This is a genomic window from Bacillus sp. AK031, assembly GCF_053903065.1.
The window spans coordinates 2,868,931-2,886,210 of sequence record NZ_CP096424.1 but is presented as its reverse complement, the minus strand read 5'-3'; the positions used below and the strand labels follow the sequence as shown (position 1 = coordinate 2,886,210).

The window sequence follows — 17,280 nt, the reverse complement described above, 5'->3', positions numbered from 1 at the left end:
CAAGAGTGGGCAATAAAATCAGCTTTACTCTTATAACCCTGATTATCGGTTTAATGATCGCTGTACAGTTCCAGACAGTTCAGGAACCGGTGATTAGGGATACCAGGGATATTTGGGAATTAAGAGAAGCAATTCAGAATGAAAAAGATGCCTCTTCCAACTTGTATGAGGACCTCAAATCAATTGATGAAAAGTTGGAAAAGTATGAGACTGAGAGACAGACAAGCCAGGAACAGGCTTTAAGGGAAACTCTTGATGAACTTAAGCAGGAAGCTGGCCTGATGGAAAAATCAGGTCCGGGAGTAATATTGACAGTGGAACCTTCATTGGAAGAGGTATTGCTAGGGGAGAAAGTAAAGTCCGTTTCCCCTGAACTCCTTGAACGTCTGGTCAATGAGCTGAACCGGTATGATGCTGAAGATATTTCAATTGACGGCCATCGGCTTATTAATACATCTGTTATAAGGGATATCAATGGCGAAACCAAGATTGACGGTTTTCCGATCAATACAATTCCCTTTGAAATCAGGGTGCTGACCAAAAACCTGGATGATGCTAAGGACCTGTATAAACGGATGCAGGTTTCCCGGGCAATAGAAGACTTTTTTATTGATAATTTGAGAGTCAATATCAGTTCTCCAGTGGAAAGCCTGACAGTACCAGCATACGAAGATACTATCAGGGTCCGTTATATGGAGCCTGAGACAAAAGGAGGGAATTAGGAGCATGTGGCTGCCCGTTTTAGGGTTGCTGCTAGGAGTGATCCTCGGATTGCTTACCGATATCAGGATTCCAGACGAATACTCAAACTACTTATCCATTGCGGTATTAGCAGCTCTCGATACATTGTTCGGTGGGATAAGGGCCCACCTGCAAAATATTTATGATGATAAAGTGTTTGTCTCCGGTTTTTTCTTTAATATTATTTTGGCTGCAAGTTTGGCTTTTCTAGGTGTCCATCTTGGTGTAGACTTATATTTAGCAGCAGTTTTCGCCTTTGGTGTGAGGCTTTTCCAAAATATTGCGGTTATTCGAAGAATAATAATCAGCAACTGGAGTTCAAATAGTGAAAAAAAAGAAAAAAATTGAAAATTTAAAAGGGAATCTATTGTAAGCGACGAATATTTTTATAAGATATACTCAAAATTCAACTTAAACCAGGTTGTTGTTCAATAATACATAATAATTGAAGGAGGTGCCACAGAGTGAACAGCAATGAAATTTTTGTAAGTCTAGACATCGGTACATCCACTGTGAAAGTCATCATCGGAGAAATGTCCAATGATACTTTGAATATAATCGGTGTCGGTAATGTCAAATCGCATGGGATACGTAAGGGTTCCATTGTCGATATAGATGAAACTGTTCAATCAATTAAAAAGGCCGTCGAGCAAGCAGAAAGGATGGTCGGAGTAAATATAAACCAGGTTATTGTTGGAATACCTGGTAACGGAGTCGCACTGCAAGCGTGTCATGGAGTCGTGGCTGTATCAAGTGATAACAGGGAAATTACTGATGAAGATGTGGCACGTGTAATGGATGCTGCACAAGTAATTTCAATTCCTCCCGAGAGAGAAATTGTCAATGTCATTCCTAAACAATTCCTTGTCGACGGGCTTGATGAGATTACCGATCCAAGAGGCATGATCGGAGTCAGGCTTGAGATGGAAGGCACCATCATTACAGGATCTAAGACACTTTTACATAATACATTGCGTTGTGTTGAAAAGGCTGGACTGGAAGTAATGGAAATCGTATTGCAGCCGCTTGCTTCCGGATCCATTGCCCTTTCTAAGGATGAGCAAAGCCTTGGGGCTGCCCTGATTGATATTGGCGGCGGTTCAACCACAATTGCAGTCTTTGAACAGGGCCATATCAAAGCCGCTTCCGTCCTTCCTGTGGGAGGGGAGCACATTACTAAGGACTTGTCCATTGGCCTGCGCACTTCCACTGAAGATGCTGAGATGATCAAAGTCAAGTATGGACATGCTTTCTATGATCATGCATCCGAGGATGAGGTATTCAGTGTACCGATTATCGGAAGCGATCAGCATCAACAATTTAATCAGCTTGAAATTTCTGATATCATAGAAGCTAGATTAGAAGAAATCTTTGATATGATTGGACATGAACTGAGAAGAATGGGTGTCCATGATTTGCCTGGCGGTTACGTATTGACAGGCGGAATAGCAAATCTGCCAGGTGTCCTGGAGCTTTCACAGCTGGTTTTTCAAAACCGCGTGAGAGTGGCTGTCCCTGATTATATTGGTGTACGTGAACCTCAATACACTACTTCTGTCGGGTTGATCAAGTACGCTCACAAGAATGCTAGATTGCAAGGGAGAAGCGTAAGTTCATCTCCTGTTCCTGCAGAGCCTGCTGAAAAGCGCAATGTTAAAAAGCCAGAACAGACAGAAAAGCCAAAAGTTAAACAGGAAAAGCCAGATGACGAGAAAATGTCATCGAAAATGAAGAAATTTTTCGGCTACTTTTTTGAATAGTTTTAAATAGGTTGAGAATCGAGGAATTAGGAGGATGTTTCATGTTAGAGTTTGATACAAATTTAGATTCATTAGCCACCATAAAAGTAATCGGTGTCGGCGGAGGCGGAAATAATGCCGTCAACCGAATGATTGAGCATGGTGTACAAGGAGTAGAATTTATTGCGGTAAATACTGATGCTCAGGCATTGAACTTGTCTAAAGCTGAAATTAAGATGCAGATCGGCGGCAAGCTTACGAGAGGGCTTGGTGCAGGTGCGAATCCTGAAGTCGGAAAGAAAGCTGCTGAAGAAAGTAAAGAGCAGATTGAAGAAGCACTAAAAGGAGCGGACATGGTCTTCGTTACAGCTGGAATGGGTGGTGGAACAGGAACAGGTGCTGCTCCTGTAATCGCTGAAATCGCACGTGAAATTGGTGCTCTTACTGTCGGTGTTGTAACTCGTCCGTTCACATTCGAAGGACGCAAAAGATCCACGCAGGCAAGCGGCGGTATTGGAGCAATGAAAGATGCGGTTGATACACTCATCGTCATTCCAAATGACCGTTTGCTCGAAATCGTGGATAAGAGCACTCCGATGCTTGAAGCATTCCGTGAAGCGGATAATGTTTTGCGTCAAGGTGTTCAAGGTATTTCCGATTTGATCGCTGTACCTGGCCTGATCAACCTAGACTTCGCAGATGTGAAAACAATCATGTCAAACAAAGGTTCAGCTTTAATGGGTATCGGTGCTGCAGCTGGTGAAAACCGTGCAACAGAAGCAGCAAAGAAAGCTATTTCAAGTCCATTGCTTGAAACGTCTATCGATGGTGCACAAGGTGTCCTGATGAATATCACAGGAGGCACCAACCTGTCTCTATATGAAGTACAGGAAGCAGCAGACATTGTGGCTTCCGCTTCTGACCAGGAAGTGAACATGATTTTCGGATCTGTTATCAACGAAGATCTTAAGGATGAAATCGTGGTTACTGTAATTGCTACCGGTTTTAATGAGGAAGCAATTCAGCCTAAGCCAACAAGGCCGTCTTTTGGCGGAATGAAGCCAAATAATAATAATAATAATAATACTAATGTAAGCCAGCAAGCCCCTAAGCGTGAGCAGAAGAGGGAAGAGCCGCAGCAGCAAGAACCTTCACGCTCAAGCGGCCAGGGAATGGAAGAGACATTAGATATTCCAACTTTCTTAAGAAACCGTAACCGTAGAAGATAATATGAATTTACAAGACTCAAGGAGTATCCTTGAGTCTTTTTTTTTTGTCGAATTTCGTTTTTAGATAAGACTCTTCTTACTTATAGCTAAGAAGGGATCTGCGGGCACCTGTAATCGGATATCAAACAATATCTTTTTTAGTAGCCAGCAAAGTGAACGAGAACCGCACTATATAAAAAGTGTTTGACAATATTCGAACGAGACTATGAAAAGTTTCACTTCTTCTCTTACAGAAAGTGACACACTTCCTGAGAGTATGTACGATATACTTCTCATAACAGTCGGAATAGAACAAAAAGGAGGGGAAGGATTGGTTCTGTATTTAGATGTCATTTGGCTATTAAATTTATTGGTAGACAGCATATTGCTCATAATGACTGCAGTATTTTTAAAAAGGCATCTAATATGGTGGAGGGTTTTTCTTGGAGGATTCATCGGGTCCTTGATAGTGATATTATCATTTACTTCATACGCCAATTTAAGTGGACATCCGCTAATGAAATTCATGTTTTCTGTGGTTATGGTCCTGGCAGCTTTTGGTTATAAACGTTTTCGTTACTTTATAGGAAATTTGCTTATGCTGTATTTCTCAACTTTCTTGACGGGCGGTATCTTAATTGGGGTTCATTACTTTTTACAGTTTGATAACAATCTTCAATCCTCCATGTTTTTGGCAAGTGTCAAAGGGTTTGGTGATCCTATAAGCTGGGTTTTTGTCATGCTGGCACTTCCAGCTGCATGGTATTTCGCGCGCAAGAGGGTTGACAGCATCGAAATGGTTAACATCCAATATGAACAGCTTGTAGATATTGAAGTGGAAATCAACGGGCTTAAATTGGTATTTAAAGGGTTAATTGACAGCGGGAATCAGCTTTATGATCCGCTGAGCAAAAGCCCGGTCATGCTCATTTCTACTTCTGTGCTTAAAGGAATAGTGCCTGAAGAGGTTCTCAGCCTGTCAGATGATAATGAGAGGTTCATGAGCGGCCAATGTACTCTTCCTGCAGAATGGGAAGAAAGAATGAGGTTCATACCTGCACAGTCAGTCGGAAAGAAGAACCAACTGCTGGTTGCCTTCAAGCCCGATTCGATTGCTATCAGCAGGGAGGGGGAAACATGGATTTGCCAAAAAGGTCTTGTGGTATTCCAAAACATCCAATTTTCTGCAGATGAAAACTTTGACAGCATCGTTCATCCTAAAATGATGGCTTCTCCGTCGCTTCAAAATGTCTCTTAATACAATACAACGCCACTATTACTATACTCACAATTCACCAAAATAGAAGGGGGAACTACATTGAAAAATTTACGGCTGAGACTTACATACTACTGGTATAAACTTCTTATTAAGCTGGGGTTGAAAACCGACGAAATATACTACATAGGCGGCAGTGAAGCTCTGCCTCCTCCACTCTCCAAAGAGGAAGAAGAGGTTCTGCTTAAGAAACTTCCCAATGGTGACAAAACGGCCCGTTCACTTCTTATCGAAAGAAACTTAAGATTGGTTGTGTATATTGCAAGAAAGTTTGAAAATACAGGCATCAATATTGAAGATTTAATCAGTATCGGAACCATTGGATTGATTAAGGCGGTGAATACTTTTAATCCTGAAAAGAAGATCAAACTGGCAACTTATGCATCAAGGTGTATTGAAAATGAGATCTTGATGTATTTGAGAAGAAATAATAAAATCCGCTCTGAGGTTTCTTTTGACGAACCGCTGAATATTGATTGGGACGGGAATGAACTGCTGCTTTCAGATGTGCTTGGAACTGAGGAAGACATCATTACGAAAGATCTGGAGGCTACAGTGGACAGAAAGCTTTTGTTCAACGCCTTAACAGAACTTTCTGATCGTGAAAAACAGATTATGGAACTTAGATTCGGTTTGATGGGCGGAGAAGAGAAAACGCAAAAAGACGTTGCAGACATGCTGGGAATATCTCAGTCCTATATTTCCAGGCTGGAAAAACGGATCATTAAAAGGCTTAAAAAAGAATTCAATAAGATGGTTTGACGCTATGGCGGTCTCTAATAGGAGATCGTCTTTTTTTATTGTTGTGAGAGCTTCAATGTGGATTCCCGGCTTTTGGCCGGGCCAAGTAACCTCACTATGAGTATAAAAAAATGATTTCAAAAAAATTGGCTTCATTAATCGTTGATATGACAGGATTGGAAGTATTTTCAAGAGAAGGAAGGATAGAAACACGATGCATAAATTTCCCTCCCGGGGAGATACTGATTTTTGTACAGCAACTCCTGCAAGGAGGGAAAGAATTTGACACGAAATAAAGTTGAAATCTGTGGTGTAGACACATCGAAACTTCCCGTTCTGAAGAATGAGGAAATGAGAAAACTCTTTCGGGAAATGCAGGCTGGAGACATTTCAGCCAGAGAAAAGCTGGTAAATGGGAACCTTCGCCTTGTATTGAGTGTGATTCAAAGGTTCAACAATCGCGGGGAATATGTAGATGATTTGTTTCAAGTGGGGTGTATCGGCTTGATGAAGTCGATAGACAATTTTGATCTGGGCCAAAATGTCAGATTTTCCACATATGCAGTACCAATGATCATCGGTGAAATCCGCCGTTATTTAAGAGATAATAACCCGATAAGAGTTTCCAGGTCATTGAGAGATATCGCTTATAAAGCACTTCAGGTGAGGGAAAAGCTGATGGGTGAAACATCGAAGGAACCAACAGCTGAAGAAATCGCCAAAGTGCTGGATGTTCCGCATGAAGATATAGTCTTTGCCATGGATGCCATCCAGGATCCGGTATCACTGTTTGAACCGATTTATAATGATGGGGGAGACCCGATTTTTGTAATGGATCAGCTGAGTGACGAAAGGAACAGAGATCATACATGGATAGAAGAGATTGCTCTTCAAGAAGGAATGAGAAGGCTTAATGACAGGGAGAAAATGATTATCAGAAAAAGGTTCTTCCAAGGTAAAACCCAAATGGAAGTGGCGGAGGAAATAGGGATTTCGCAAGCTCAGGTATCGAGGCTTGAAAAGGCAGCAATCAAACAAATGAATAAAAATATTCAATAATGGGTCATGCCCCCTATGTATAGCGGGGCATGACCCCATTTTATTGTGCATATAAATGGAATAAGACTTCATAGAAAGAGGGAGAGAGATGGTTAGGATATCAGATTTCCAGGTGAAAGATGTTGTCAGTATATCAGATGGAAGAAAACTCGGGAATATTGCAGATATAGAAATCAATCTTGATACAGGCAGAATCGAGGCGATTGTCATCGGGAGGAATGGAAAGCTTCTTGGCTTTTTCGGAAAAGATGAAGATATCGTCATTCCATGGACATCAATTGTCAAAATCGGAGAAGATGTGATTCTGGTCCGCCATAAGGATAATCATTACTTACAGGCACAACTGGAAGAACCCAAGAAACAGTAAAAGAAACTATTGTTCTATAGCCGTTACACGGTTTGTGACGGTATAGAACGTTTTATGGTAAACTATAGAAAAAAGGAAGGAGACTTTACAGTGATTGAAAAAGCCTTTATCAAAGCTGACGATCTATTTTTCTCCCTTCCTGATTGGGAAAGGCAGTTTCCAGGGCTCAAAGCGGGAATCACTGGCAAACAAGGCGGAAGCAGTACAGGTTCATTCCAGTCTTTGAACATGGGCTTGCATGTCAATGATGAACCGGAAGCTGTAAAGAAAAACCGTGCAATACTGTCGGAAACAATTGATTTTCCACTTGATAACTGGGTCTGTGCCGAACAAACTCATGGGGACAACATACAATGGGTCACCAAAAAGGACGGAGGCAAGGGAGCGCTTGATTACTCTAAAAGCATCTCCGGTACAGACGGATTGATAACGGGTGATCCAGATTTGCTTTTGACAATGTGCTATGCAGATTGTGTACCTATTTACTTTATACATCCAGGGAGAAGGCTGATAGGACTTGCACACGCAGGTTGGAAAGGAACTGTCCTCAATATCGCAGGCAGGATGGTCGATGAATTCACTTCACAAGGCGTAAGGGCAGAAGAAATCAAAGTGGCAATCGGTCCTTCGATATGCAGAAACTGCTACCAGGTAGATGACAGAGTTATCGACAAAGTAAAAAAATTACTAGAAGATTGTAATGAAAAACCATATAATCTAAAATATGAAGGGCAATATGAGTTGGATTTAAAACAGACCAACTATCAGACGCTGCTTAATAGCGGAGTACCCTCTGGCAACATCAGTGTATCGGAACTCTGTACCGCCTGTGAAAGTACCGAATTCTTCTCACATCGGAGAGATCAAGGGAAAACTGGCAGAATCATGAGCTTTATCGGCTGGAAGGAGTGATACCTCATGGATGTAAAAAATAAGCACGACATCGTTAATGATAAAATAAAGACAGCATGTGAAGCTGCAGGCAGAAATCCTGATGATATTTCCATCGTGGCCGTAACCAAATATGTTTCCAACGAGAGAGCAAAAGAAGCATTGGAAGCAGGACTTATTCACCTTGGAGAAAACAGGGATGAAGGTCTTAATGCCAAGTGGGAAGCACTGGGGGACAAGCCTGTATGGCACTTTATCGGGACTTTACAGTCGCGGAAAGTGAAAAATATCATAGATAAAGTCTCATACATACATTCGCTCGACCGCATGTCTCTTGCTAAAGAGATCAACAAGCGCGCATCCGGCCCTGTATCGTGTTTCGTACAGGTCAATGTTTCCGGAGAAGATACCAAGCATGGATTGTCACCTGAGGAGGCAGCCTCGTTCATTGAATCTTTAGGCCGGTATGAGAATATAAATGTAGCAGGCTTGATGACCATGATGCCGCATATAGATGATGAAGATGAGTTGAGAGGCTACTTCAAGCAGATGAAAAGGCTTCAGGAAGATATTGCGGCAAGGAGTTTTGAACATGCACCTTGTACAGAACTCTCAATGGGGATGTCGAATGATTTTATGATTGCCATCGAAGAGGGAGCCACCTTTATTAGGATTGGTACAGCACTTGTGGGAGAAGATTAAAAGGAGGCAGACAAATGGGAATCAAGTCAAAATTCAAAAACTTTTTTCTGCTGGATGAGGAAGAGTTTGATCAAGAACAGAGTTATAGCGAAGAACAGTATGAGGAAAAGCTGCCAATGAAACAGCAGCCCTCGTCTGCTAAAAAGAATGTGGTCAGCCTGCAAAGTGTACAGAAATCTTCAAAAATGATCATTGTGGAGCCGCGTGTTTATGCGGAAGCACAGGAAATAGCCGATCATCTTAAAAACAGGAGGGCAATTGTTGTCAATTTGCAAAGAATTCAGCATGATCAAGCAAAGCGGATCGTAGACTTTTTAAGCGGAACTGTTTATGCCCTTGGCGGAGATATCCAGCGTATCGGGAGCAATATCTTTTTGTGCACTCCTGACAACGTGGAAGTGGCGGGCAATATTTCTGAGTTCCTTCAGGAAGAAGACAACCATAATACAAGGTGGTAGAATAAATAATGGAATTTGTAATTGCAACGTTATACAGACTGATTGAAATCTATTCCTGGGCATTGATTATTTATATATTAATGTCTTGGTTCCCTAATGCCAGAGAGACGGCTATCGGAAAATTTTTAGCAAGGATTTGTGAACCATATCTAGAGCCTTTCCGAAAAATAGTCCCTTCAATTGGCATGATTGATATTTCGCCAATTGTAGCCTTCATCGTTTTAAGTTTGGCTAAATCCGGAATTATACAACTTTACAGCTGGTTTGTCTAAGCGAAATGCTTGTAATCTGAACACATTTTAAAAGGAGGCCTCAGGCTCTCCTTTTTCATTTTTTTAGAGAAAATGAAAAATCCTCCCAATAAAGAAGGTGAATATAACATGACTTCGATTTATCAGCATTTCAGAAAAGATGAAAAAGAATTTATCGACAGTGTACTAGAGTGGCGTGAATATGTTGAGAATTCCTTTGCTCCCAAAGTAACTGATTTTTTGGATCCGCGGCAGCAATATATCCTGCAAGCGATTATTGGAAAGAATAGTGACATCAAATTGAGTCTATTTCCTGAGGGAGATTCAATTGAAAGAAAGAGAGGAATATTGTACCCTGATTATTTCACACCTGCAGAATCCGATTACGGGGTAACTCTATTCGAATTAAAATATCCTGCAAAGTTTGTCACTCTTGAACATCGTCATATTTTAGGCTCCATGATGTCGATTGGCTTGAAAAGAGAAAAATTCGGGGACATCATCATGAATGGTGATAGGATTCAGATGATGATTGCCTCAGAAATAGATGATTTTGTCGAAATGAATTTTAAAGAAGTGGGCCGCAGCAAGGTTTATCTTGAACGGCTTCCTTTAGAAGATAGGCTGTCCTCTTCAGAAGAATGGCGGGAAACGGTTACAACTGCAAGTTCTTTGCGGCTTGATGTAATTCTTTCAGCCCTATATAACATTTCCCGGCAAAAGGTGCAGACTCTTATTTCTGGAGGCGTGGTCAAGGTGAACTGGCGGGTTATCGAAACTCCTTCATTTGAGGTGGCTGAAGGGGATGTTTTCTCGATGAGAGGTTATGGAAGAAGTAAGCTGCTCTCCATTGAAGGAAAGACAAAAAAAGATAAATTTCGAATCTCAGCGGGAATTCTTAAATAATTTTCGAAAAATAAAGGGAAATTCCCACAAACTGTCGAAAATTCAGTTATAATAGGGAAAAGAATACTTACTTCGATATGGAGGTGGCATTATGCCTTTAACGCCGTTAGATATACATAACAAAGAATTCAGCCGCGGTTTCCGCGGGTATGATGAGGATGAAGTGAACGAATTTCTTGATCAGATCATCAAGGATTATGAGATACTGCTGCGCGAGAAAAAAGAGCTCGAAGAAACACTGGGATCAATGAATGAGCGACTGGGCCACTTTACTAACATTGAAGAAACATTGAACAAATCCATTGTCATTGCCCAGGAAGCGGGAGAAGAAGTACGAAGAAACGCTTCTAAAGAGGCAAAGCTGATTGTTAAAGAAGCTGAGAAGAATGCAGACAGAATCGTTAATGAATCTCTTTCTAAAGCCAGAAAGATTGCGATGGAAATTGAAGAACTAAAGAAACAGTCAAAGGTATTCAGAACCCGTTTCAAAATGTTGATTGAGGCACAGCTTGATTTACTAAGCAGTGATGATTGGGATCAGATTATGGAATTTGAAATCGATGCAACAGATTTAAAGACACTAAAAGAAGAAGATAGCTTGACGAAATAAGAATTTGTTTCATATAATGGATTTTATAATTATACTGCAGCGCAATGAAAGGGACAGTACGTTTCTTTAACTATAGGCCTTCAGGCAGCGAGTCAAGGGTGGTGGAAGCTTGGCGTAGGCAAAAAGAAGCGGAATATCACCCTTGAGCACCGGTTTCGAAAGCGAAGCAATTAGATTCCGGCGTGTCATTCTCGTTACGAATGTCAGAGTGGGCAAACAAATTGCCTATTAGGGTGGTACCGCGGGTAAGCTTTCTCGTCCCTTTCCAGGGATGGGGAAGCTTTTTTATTGTCTGGTTTTTAATTAGGATGTATTCCTAGGGGCAAAACCGACAACCCTGTAATAGTTAGAAAGTTTTCATATTGTATATAATGCTTTGCGCAGCCAGCATTTAATTTTAAGTTCGGACAAAAATAGCAGTTATACTGAGTCCAGACAGGAGGAAATGGCAATGAATTATAAAGATACTTTACTGATGCCAAAAACAGAATTCCCGATGCGTGGGAATCTGCCAAAGCGTGAACCTGAAATGCAGGAAAAATGGAATGAGATGGACATTTATAAAAAGGTACAGGCACGTACAGAAGGAAGGCCGCTTTTCATTCTTCATGACGGACCTCCTTATGCAAACGGTGACCTGCATATGGGCCATGCGCTGAACAAAGTGCTTAAAGACTTCATCGTTCGTTACAAATCGATGAGCGGGTACAATGCTCCTTATGTGCCAGGCTGGGATACACATGGGCTTCCGATTGAGCAGGCATTGACGAAAAAAGGGGTAAACCGCAAAGAGATGACTGTTGCAGAGTTCCGCAAACTGTGTGAAGAATACGCTTATGGCCAGGTAGACAGCCAGCGAAGCCAATTCAAGCAGCTGGGAGTCCGTGGTGATTGGGAAAATCCTTACATCACACTGAAACCTGAATATGAAGCAGAACAAATCAAAGTATTCGGGGAAATGGCCAATAAAGGTTACATTTACAAAGGATTAAAGCCTGTTTATTGGAGTCCTTCCAGTGAATCAGCGCTTGCTGAAGCAGAAATCGAATATAAAGATAAACGCTCTCCATCCATTTATGTCGGATTCGAGGTAAGAGAAGGCAATGGCGTTCTTGAGGAAGGGACACAGATCATCATCTGGACGACAACCCCTTGGACAATTCCAGCTAACCTTGCCATCACTCTTCATACCGATTTATCTTACGTTGTAGTGGAAGTAGAGGGCCGTAAGTACGTTGTTGCAGAAGACCTGCTTGAAGAAGTTTCCTCCGTTCTTGAATGGAACAGCCCTTCCGTTGTTAAGTCTGTAAAAGGTGCTGAGCTTGAAAAGGTAAAAGCAAAACACCCTCTTTATGACAGGGATTCTCTTGTAATCCTCGGTGAGCATGTTACAACCGATTCAGGAACTGGTTGTGTTCATACTGCCCCGGGACACGGGGAAGACGATTATCTTGTTGGTAAGCAATATGGATTGGATATCCTTTGCCCAGTAAATGACAAGGGTGTCATGACTGCGGAAGCACCTGGATTCGAAGGCTTGTTCTATGATGCTGCCAATAAGCCGATTACAGAGCAATTACAAGAAGCGGGAGCATTGTTGAAGCTCGACTTCATCACTCATTCATATCCACATGACTGGCGTACAAAAAAACCTGTTATCTTCAGGGCTACTCCGCAATGGTTCGCTTCCATTGACGCTTTCCGGGAAGACCTCCTGCAGGCGGTAAATGATACGAAATGGGTGCCGGCATGGGGGGAAACAAGATTATATAATATGGTTCGTGACAGAGGAGACTGGTGTATCTCAAGGCAGCGTGCCTGGGGTGTGCCAATTCCAGTATTCTACGCTGAAAATGGTGAAGAAATCATCACAGAAGAAACCATTGCCCATGTATCCGAGCTGTTCCGCCAGCATGGTTCTAATATCTGGTTTGAAAAGAGTGCCAAGGAACTTCTGCCAGAAGGATTTACCCATGAAGGAAGCCCGAATGGCGAATTCACGAAAGAGCAGGACATCATGGACGTTTGGTTTGATTCCGGTTCTTCCCATCAGTCGGTACTCCATCAAAGGGATGACTTGCAGCGACCGGCAGACCTTTATTTAGAAGGTTCTGACCAATATCGCGGCTGGTTCAACTCCTCATTGACAACTGCGGTGGCAGTGACAGGGAAAGCACCATATAAAGGTGTCCTCAGCCACGGATTCGTTAATGATGGTGAAGGACGCAAAATGAGTAAATCAATCGGGAATATTGTTGTTCCGGATAAAGTCATCAAGCAAATGGGTGCAGATATCCTGCGTCTTTGGGTAGCTTCCGTAGACTACCAGGCAGATGTCCGATTGTCTGATGCGATTTTGAAACAAGTGTCTGAAGTTTACCGCAAGATCAGAAACACATATCGTTTCCTGCTTGGAAATCTGGCTGATTTCAACCCTGCAAACGATGCAGTAGCATATGATGATTTAAGAGAAGTTGATCAATTCATGCTTGTAAAACTTAACGAACTGATCAAGAATGTGAAATCTGCGTATGATAGTTATGAGTTCTCCAGCATCTACACAAGTGTTAACAATTTCTGTACGCTGGACTTAAGCTCCTTCTATCTTGACTTTGCCAAAGATGTACTCTATATCGAGGCAGAAGATAATTATGAAAGGCGTGCGATGCAGACAGTTCTTCATGAGTGTCTTCTTGCACTGACTAAATTAATGTCACCAATCCTGTCCCATACAGCAGATGAAGTTTGGTCTCACATGACTTCTCAACAAGAAGAAAGTGTGCAGCTGACGGATATGCCTGAATATCAGGAACTTCCGAACAGTAAAGAACTTCTTTCTAAATGGGAAACATTCCTTAAGCTGCGTGATAATGTATTGAAAGCTCTTGAGGAAGCGAGGAATGAAAAGATCATCGGTAAATCCTTAACTGCCAAAGTGACTCTTTACGTAAATGAGGATACAAAGAATCTTCTTCATTCTGTAAAAGAAGATCTGAAGCAATTGTTTATTGTTTCTGCATTTGAAATTGGCGGAAGTACAGAAGATGCTCCGGCAAATGCATTGAAGCTGGAGAACAATGCAATCGTTGTTGAAAAGGCAGAAGGTGAAACATGTGACCGCTGCTGGACGGTATCAACAGAGGTTGGCCAGGACCCTGATCACCCGGCATTATGCCCGCGCTGTACCGACGTTGTGAAGAAGCATTATTCATAATACCTTGGAGACCCTGCAAGTTTATCTTGCGGGGTCTTTTGCTGTTTCTTTAACTGTTCAACTGTGGCGAGATGGTTATCGGAGATCGACCCTTATAAAAGGAGAAAGAAGCTGAAGCGGTACGATTAAGCCGAGGCTCACCGCACGCTCCGCGGAGTCGCATGCCTGGAGCGGAAATCACTACTATGTCTGGTGTAATTGCCGCAATACTTACAGACAACCCTGTCACAATTTCTAATACTTACATATAAAATTTTTCACCATTTGAACCATACTAAAGACACGGAGGGATGTATATGGAAGAACAATTACAACAAACGATCAAGGAATTGGAAGTTTCTTTGCAAGAGCTAGAAAATGCCCGCTCGGAAAATGTTTTAGTTCAACATTACATTCAAGAAGAGAAGAAGGAGATTAAAGGGATTCTGGAAAAATATTATGGAAAACAACCAGACGAACAGGAATTTAAAGAGGAACTGATTTCCTATTTTTGGATTGGGACAGAATCAAGCAGGAGCAATGATTGGTCGCGATACTCAAGGAAATCTTTGTACTGAAAAAAATAAGCAGCGCCAACTGATGACGGCAGGCGGATAAGAGTGTCATTCTGGCCGTGGTTATGCTAAAATGCATAAGTAATAATCATTTAGATATGAGCGGAGGCTGCCCGGATGTTTTATTATCTGATTGCTTTAGTTATCGTTGCGTTGGATCAGCTGACAAAATGGCTGATCGTACGGAACATGACAGAAGGACAAAGCATAACCATTATTGAGAATTTATTCTATATTACTTCTCACAGGAACCAGGGAGCTGCCTGGGGAATCCTGCAAGGCCAGATGTGGTTTTTCTATATTATCACAGTCGGCGTCGTTATCGGGCTCATCTATTATCTTGAAAAGCATGCCAAAGGAAATAAGCTGTTCAGTATGAGTCTTGCCCTCATGCTTGGCGGGGCGATTGGGAATTTTATTGACAGGTTATTCAGAAAAGAAGTCGTTGACTTTCTGAATACATATATTTTTCAATATGATTTCCCGATTTTCAATATTGCAGATGCTGCTCTGACGTTAGGTGTCAGTATGCTGATCATCAATATGCTGCTGGAAGAGCGAAGAGAAAAGAAGGAGAAAATGTATGGAAACAATGGAACATATCGTTCGTGAAGAAGAAAAAAGCCAGAGACTGGATAAGGTACTGACACAGCTTGAGGAAAACTGGTCACGTTCACAAGTCCAGCAATGGATCAAAGATGGAAATGTTAAAGTAAATGGTGCTGAAGTCAAAACGAATTATAAATGTGCACTTGATGACAAAGTCAGTATCGAGATTCCTGAACCAGAGGAACTGGATGTCGTTCCTGAAGAAATGAATTTGGATATCTATTACGAAGACGGAGATGTCATTGTTGTTAACAAACCTAGAGGAATGGTTGTACATCCTGCTCCGGGACACCCGTCAGGAACTCTTGTCAATGGACTCATGGCCCATTGTAAAGATCTATCGGGAATCAATGGTGTTCTAAGGCCGGGAATCGTCCATCGAATCGACAAAGATACATCAGGCCTCCTGATGGTTGCCAAAAATGACATGGCACATGAAAAGCTTGTTGGACAGCTTGTGAACAAAACCGTCACACGGAAATATAAGGCAATTGTCCATGGTATTATCCCCCATGATCATGGCACGATTGATGCCCCCCTGGGAAGAGACCCAAAAGACAGACAGAGAATGGCTGTTGTAGATTCCGGCAGGGATGCAGTCACCCACTTTAATGTCCTGGAAAGATTCAATGCCTACACATATGTAGAGTGCCAGCTGGAGACAGGGAGAACGCACCAAATCCGTGTTCATATGAAATATATCGGTTATCCTTTAGCGGGAGACCCGAAATATGGTCCTAGGAAGACATTAACTCTTGATGGACAGGCTTTGCATGCAGGGATTCTAGGATTTGATCATCCCCGCACCGGAGAATATCTGGAGTTTGAAGCGGATCCGCCTGAAGAGTTTCGACAAGTTCTGCAGAAATTGCAAAATAATCGTTGACATTAAAGCGTTTAGGTTTTATGATTGATTTAATCGAATAAGGAAACCTTTAATACAGTCCCGTGAGGCTGAGAAGGAACTTTTCAACTATTACACTACAGGAGTGCAGTGTAATGATTTCTAACGATAAGTATGCCCTCTCATCATAACGGTGAGGGGGATTTTTTGTTTTAGGAACTATAAAAGTCTTATGGTTTGGTTAACGAAATTTGATTTCTGCATCCAGCTCCAGCGCCTAGCCCCTCGGGTCATAAGTCGATCCGTCAAGAAGGTTAAAGAGCAACCTTCCCGCCGGCTCGTCTTACGCCTGTCGGGGCTGAACAAGGCGCCTCCGCTTTTGTATTTGAAAAGTGTTATAAAGAAGTTTCTTGGCAATATTAAGGACGAGGTGATGACAGTGGCACAAAAAACAGTTGTCCTTGATCAGCCTGCAATCAGAAGGGCGCTCACGAGAATCGCTCACGAAATCATTGAGCGCAACAAGGGCATACAGGACTGTGTGCTTGTAGGGATCAAGACAAGAGGCATTCATTTAGCAGAAAGGCTGGCAGACCGGATTGAAGAAATAGAAGGTGCCAAGATACCGGTTGGGGAAATTGATATTACCCTTTACCGCGATGATTTGACGGTCAAGACGGAAAATGAAGAGCCAGAAGTGAAAGGGTCCGACCTTCCAGTAGATGTAACGAACAAAAAAGTAATCTTGATCGACGATGTTCTATTTACAGGAAGAACAGTCAGAGCGGCACTGGATGCCTTGATGGATTTAGGCAGGCCGAGCAGCATTCAGCTTGCGGTCCTTGTCGACAGAGGACACAGAGAACTGCCGATCCGAGCTGACTTTGTCGGAAAGAATATCCCTACATCAAGTTCAGAAAAAATCGTAGTAGAGCTGAATGAAGTGGATCAGGAAGATCAGGTAACAATACACGACAGTTAAATAGCTTTCCTTTTAAAGACAGTCCAGAGAGGCTGGCAAAGGAATCTCAGTGAAGCGAGACATAAACGCTCTTCATTGCAGAACCCTCTTGCGGCCCTCTTCAGGTAAGAGGGTTTTTTTTATAGGAT

Annotated in this window: 19 protein-coding genes and 1 other annotated feature; all 19 genes read left to right on the top strand. The window is 42.1% G+C overall.

Translation table 11 applies throughout. The annotated features are described in order from the left end of the window. The first annotated feature begins 5 nt into the window (after window positions 1-5). Window positions 6-722, top strand: coding sequence for a DUF881 domain-containing protein (locus M1E09_RS14825; protein WP_456271620.1), 717 nt, complete (start codon window positions 6-8; stop codon window positions 720-722). A gap of 4 nt (window positions 723-726) precedes the next feature. Next, complete coding sequence (locus tag M1E09_RS14820) at window positions 727-1,089, top strand: small basic family protein (RefSeq protein ID WP_456271619.1); 363 nt, start codon at window positions 727-729, stop codon at window positions 1,087-1,089. Window positions 1,090-1,205: 116 nt separating this feature from the next. After that, window positions 1,206-2,501, top strand: coding sequence for a cell division protein FtsA (gene ftsA / locus M1E09_RS14815; protein WP_456271618.1), 1,296 nt, complete (start codon window positions 1,206-1,208; stop codon window positions 2,499-2,501). A gap of 41 nt (window positions 2,502-2,542) precedes the next feature. After that, a complete protein-coding gene (gene ftsZ, locus M1E09_RS14810; RefSeq protein ID WP_456271617.1) occupies window positions 2,543-3,709 on the top strand; it encodes a cell division protein FtsZ in 1,167 nt (388 codons plus the stop codon). Between the two features lie 310 nt (window positions 3,710-4,019). After that, window positions 4,020-4,946 (top strand): sigma-E processing peptidase SpoIIGA, encoded by a 927-nt coding sequence (gene spoIIGA, locus M1E09_RS14805; RefSeq protein ID WP_456271616.1) that lies wholly within the window; start codon window positions 4,020-4,022, stop codon window positions 4,944-4,946. A 60-nt stretch (window positions 4,947-5,006) separates the two neighbouring features. Further along, a complete protein-coding gene (gene sigE / locus M1E09_RS14800) occupies window positions 5,007-5,726 on the top strand; it encodes an RNA polymerase sporulation sigma factor SigE (RefSeq protein WP_456271615.1) in 720 nt (239 codons plus the stop codon). Window positions 5,727-5,987: 261 nt separating this feature from the next. After that, window positions 5,988-6,764, top strand: coding sequence for an RNA polymerase sporulation sigma factor SigG (gene sigG, locus M1E09_RS14795; RefSeq protein WP_409253625.1), 777 nt, complete (start codon window positions 5,988-5,990; stop codon window positions 6,762-6,764). Between the two features lie 88 nt (window positions 6,765-6,852). Continuing rightward, on the top strand, window positions 6,853-7,131 hold the full coding sequence (locus M1E09_RS14790) for a YlmC/YmxH family sporulation protein (RefSeq protein WP_456271614.1): 279 nt from the start codon (window positions 6,853-6,855) through the stop codon (window positions 7,129-7,131). Between the two features lie 90 nt (window positions 7,132-7,221). Further along, window positions 7,222-8,043: a peptidoglycan editing factor PgeF gene (gene pgeF / locus M1E09_RS14785; protein ID WP_456271613.1), complete on the top strand. Its 822-nt coding sequence runs from the start codon at window positions 7,222-7,224 to the stop codon at window positions 8,041-8,043. Window positions 8,044-8,049: 6 nt separating this feature from the next. After that, window positions 8,050-8,724, top strand: coding sequence for a YggS family pyridoxal phosphate-dependent enzyme (locus M1E09_RS14780; protein ID WP_456271612.1), 675 nt, complete (start codon window positions 8,050-8,052; stop codon window positions 8,722-8,724). Window positions 8,725-8,738: 14 nt separating this feature from the next. Further along, window positions 8,739-9,182 (top strand): cell division protein SepF, encoded by a 444-nt coding sequence (locus tag M1E09_RS14775; protein WP_456271611.1) that lies wholly within the window; start codon window positions 8,739-8,741, stop codon window positions 9,180-9,182. Between the two features lie 8 nt (window positions 9,183-9,190). Beyond that, a complete protein-coding gene (locus M1E09_RS14770) occupies window positions 9,191-9,454 on the top strand; it encodes a YggT family protein (RefSeq protein WP_456271610.1) in 264 nt (87 codons plus the stop codon). 108 nt (window positions 9,455-9,562) lie between these two features. Beyond that, window positions 9,563-10,339 (top strand): YlmH family RNA-binding protein, encoded by a 777-nt coding sequence (locus M1E09_RS14765; protein WP_456271609.1) that lies wholly within the window; start codon window positions 9,563-9,565, stop codon window positions 10,337-10,339. A 91-nt stretch (window positions 10,340-10,430) separates the two neighbouring features. Continuing rightward, window positions 10,431-10,949 (top strand): DivIVA domain-containing protein, encoded by a 519-nt coding sequence (locus M1E09_RS14760; RefSeq protein WP_113929827.1) that lies wholly within the window; start codon window positions 10,431-10,433, stop codon window positions 10,947-10,949. A gap of 35 nt (window positions 10,950-10,984) precedes the next feature. Further along, window positions 10,985-11,215: a binding site (T-box leader), on the top strand. Window positions 11,216-11,400: 185 nt separating this feature from the next. Next, window positions 11,401-14,163 carry an isoleucine--tRNA ligase gene (gene ileS / locus M1E09_RS14755; protein WP_456271608.1) on the top strand — a complete coding sequence of 921 codons (2,763 nt, stop codon included), beginning with the start codon at window positions 11,401-11,403 and terminating at the stop codon, window positions 14,161-14,163. A 296-nt stretch (window positions 14,164-14,459) separates the two neighbouring features. Continuing rightward, window positions 14,460-14,720, top strand: coding sequence for a hypothetical protein (locus M1E09_RS14750; RefSeq protein WP_456271607.1), 261 nt, complete (start codon window positions 14,460-14,462; stop codon window positions 14,718-14,720). 114 nt (window positions 14,721-14,834) lie between these two features. Beyond that, the gene (gene lspA / locus M1E09_RS14745) at window positions 14,835-15,329 is read left to right on the top strand and encodes a signal peptidase II (protein WP_456271606.1); all 495 of its coding nucleotides are present in this window, start codon (window positions 14,835-14,837) and stop codon (window positions 15,327-15,329) included. Continuing rightward, entirely contained in the window at window positions 15,301-16,212 is a 912-nt protein-coding gene (locus M1E09_RS14740) for an RluA family pseudouridine synthase (RefSeq protein WP_456271605.1), read from the top strand. Before lspA ends, M1E09_RS14740 begins: the two co-directional genes overlap by 29 nt. Window positions 16,213-16,603: 391 nt before the next feature. Continuing rightward, window positions 16,604-17,152, top strand: coding sequence for a bifunctional pyr operon transcriptional regulator/uracil phosphoribosyltransferase PyrR (pyrR, locus tag M1E09_RS14735; RefSeq protein WP_456275004.1), 549 nt, complete (start codon window positions 16,604-16,606; stop codon window positions 17,150-17,152). Window positions 17,153-17,280: the final 128 nt, after the last annotated feature.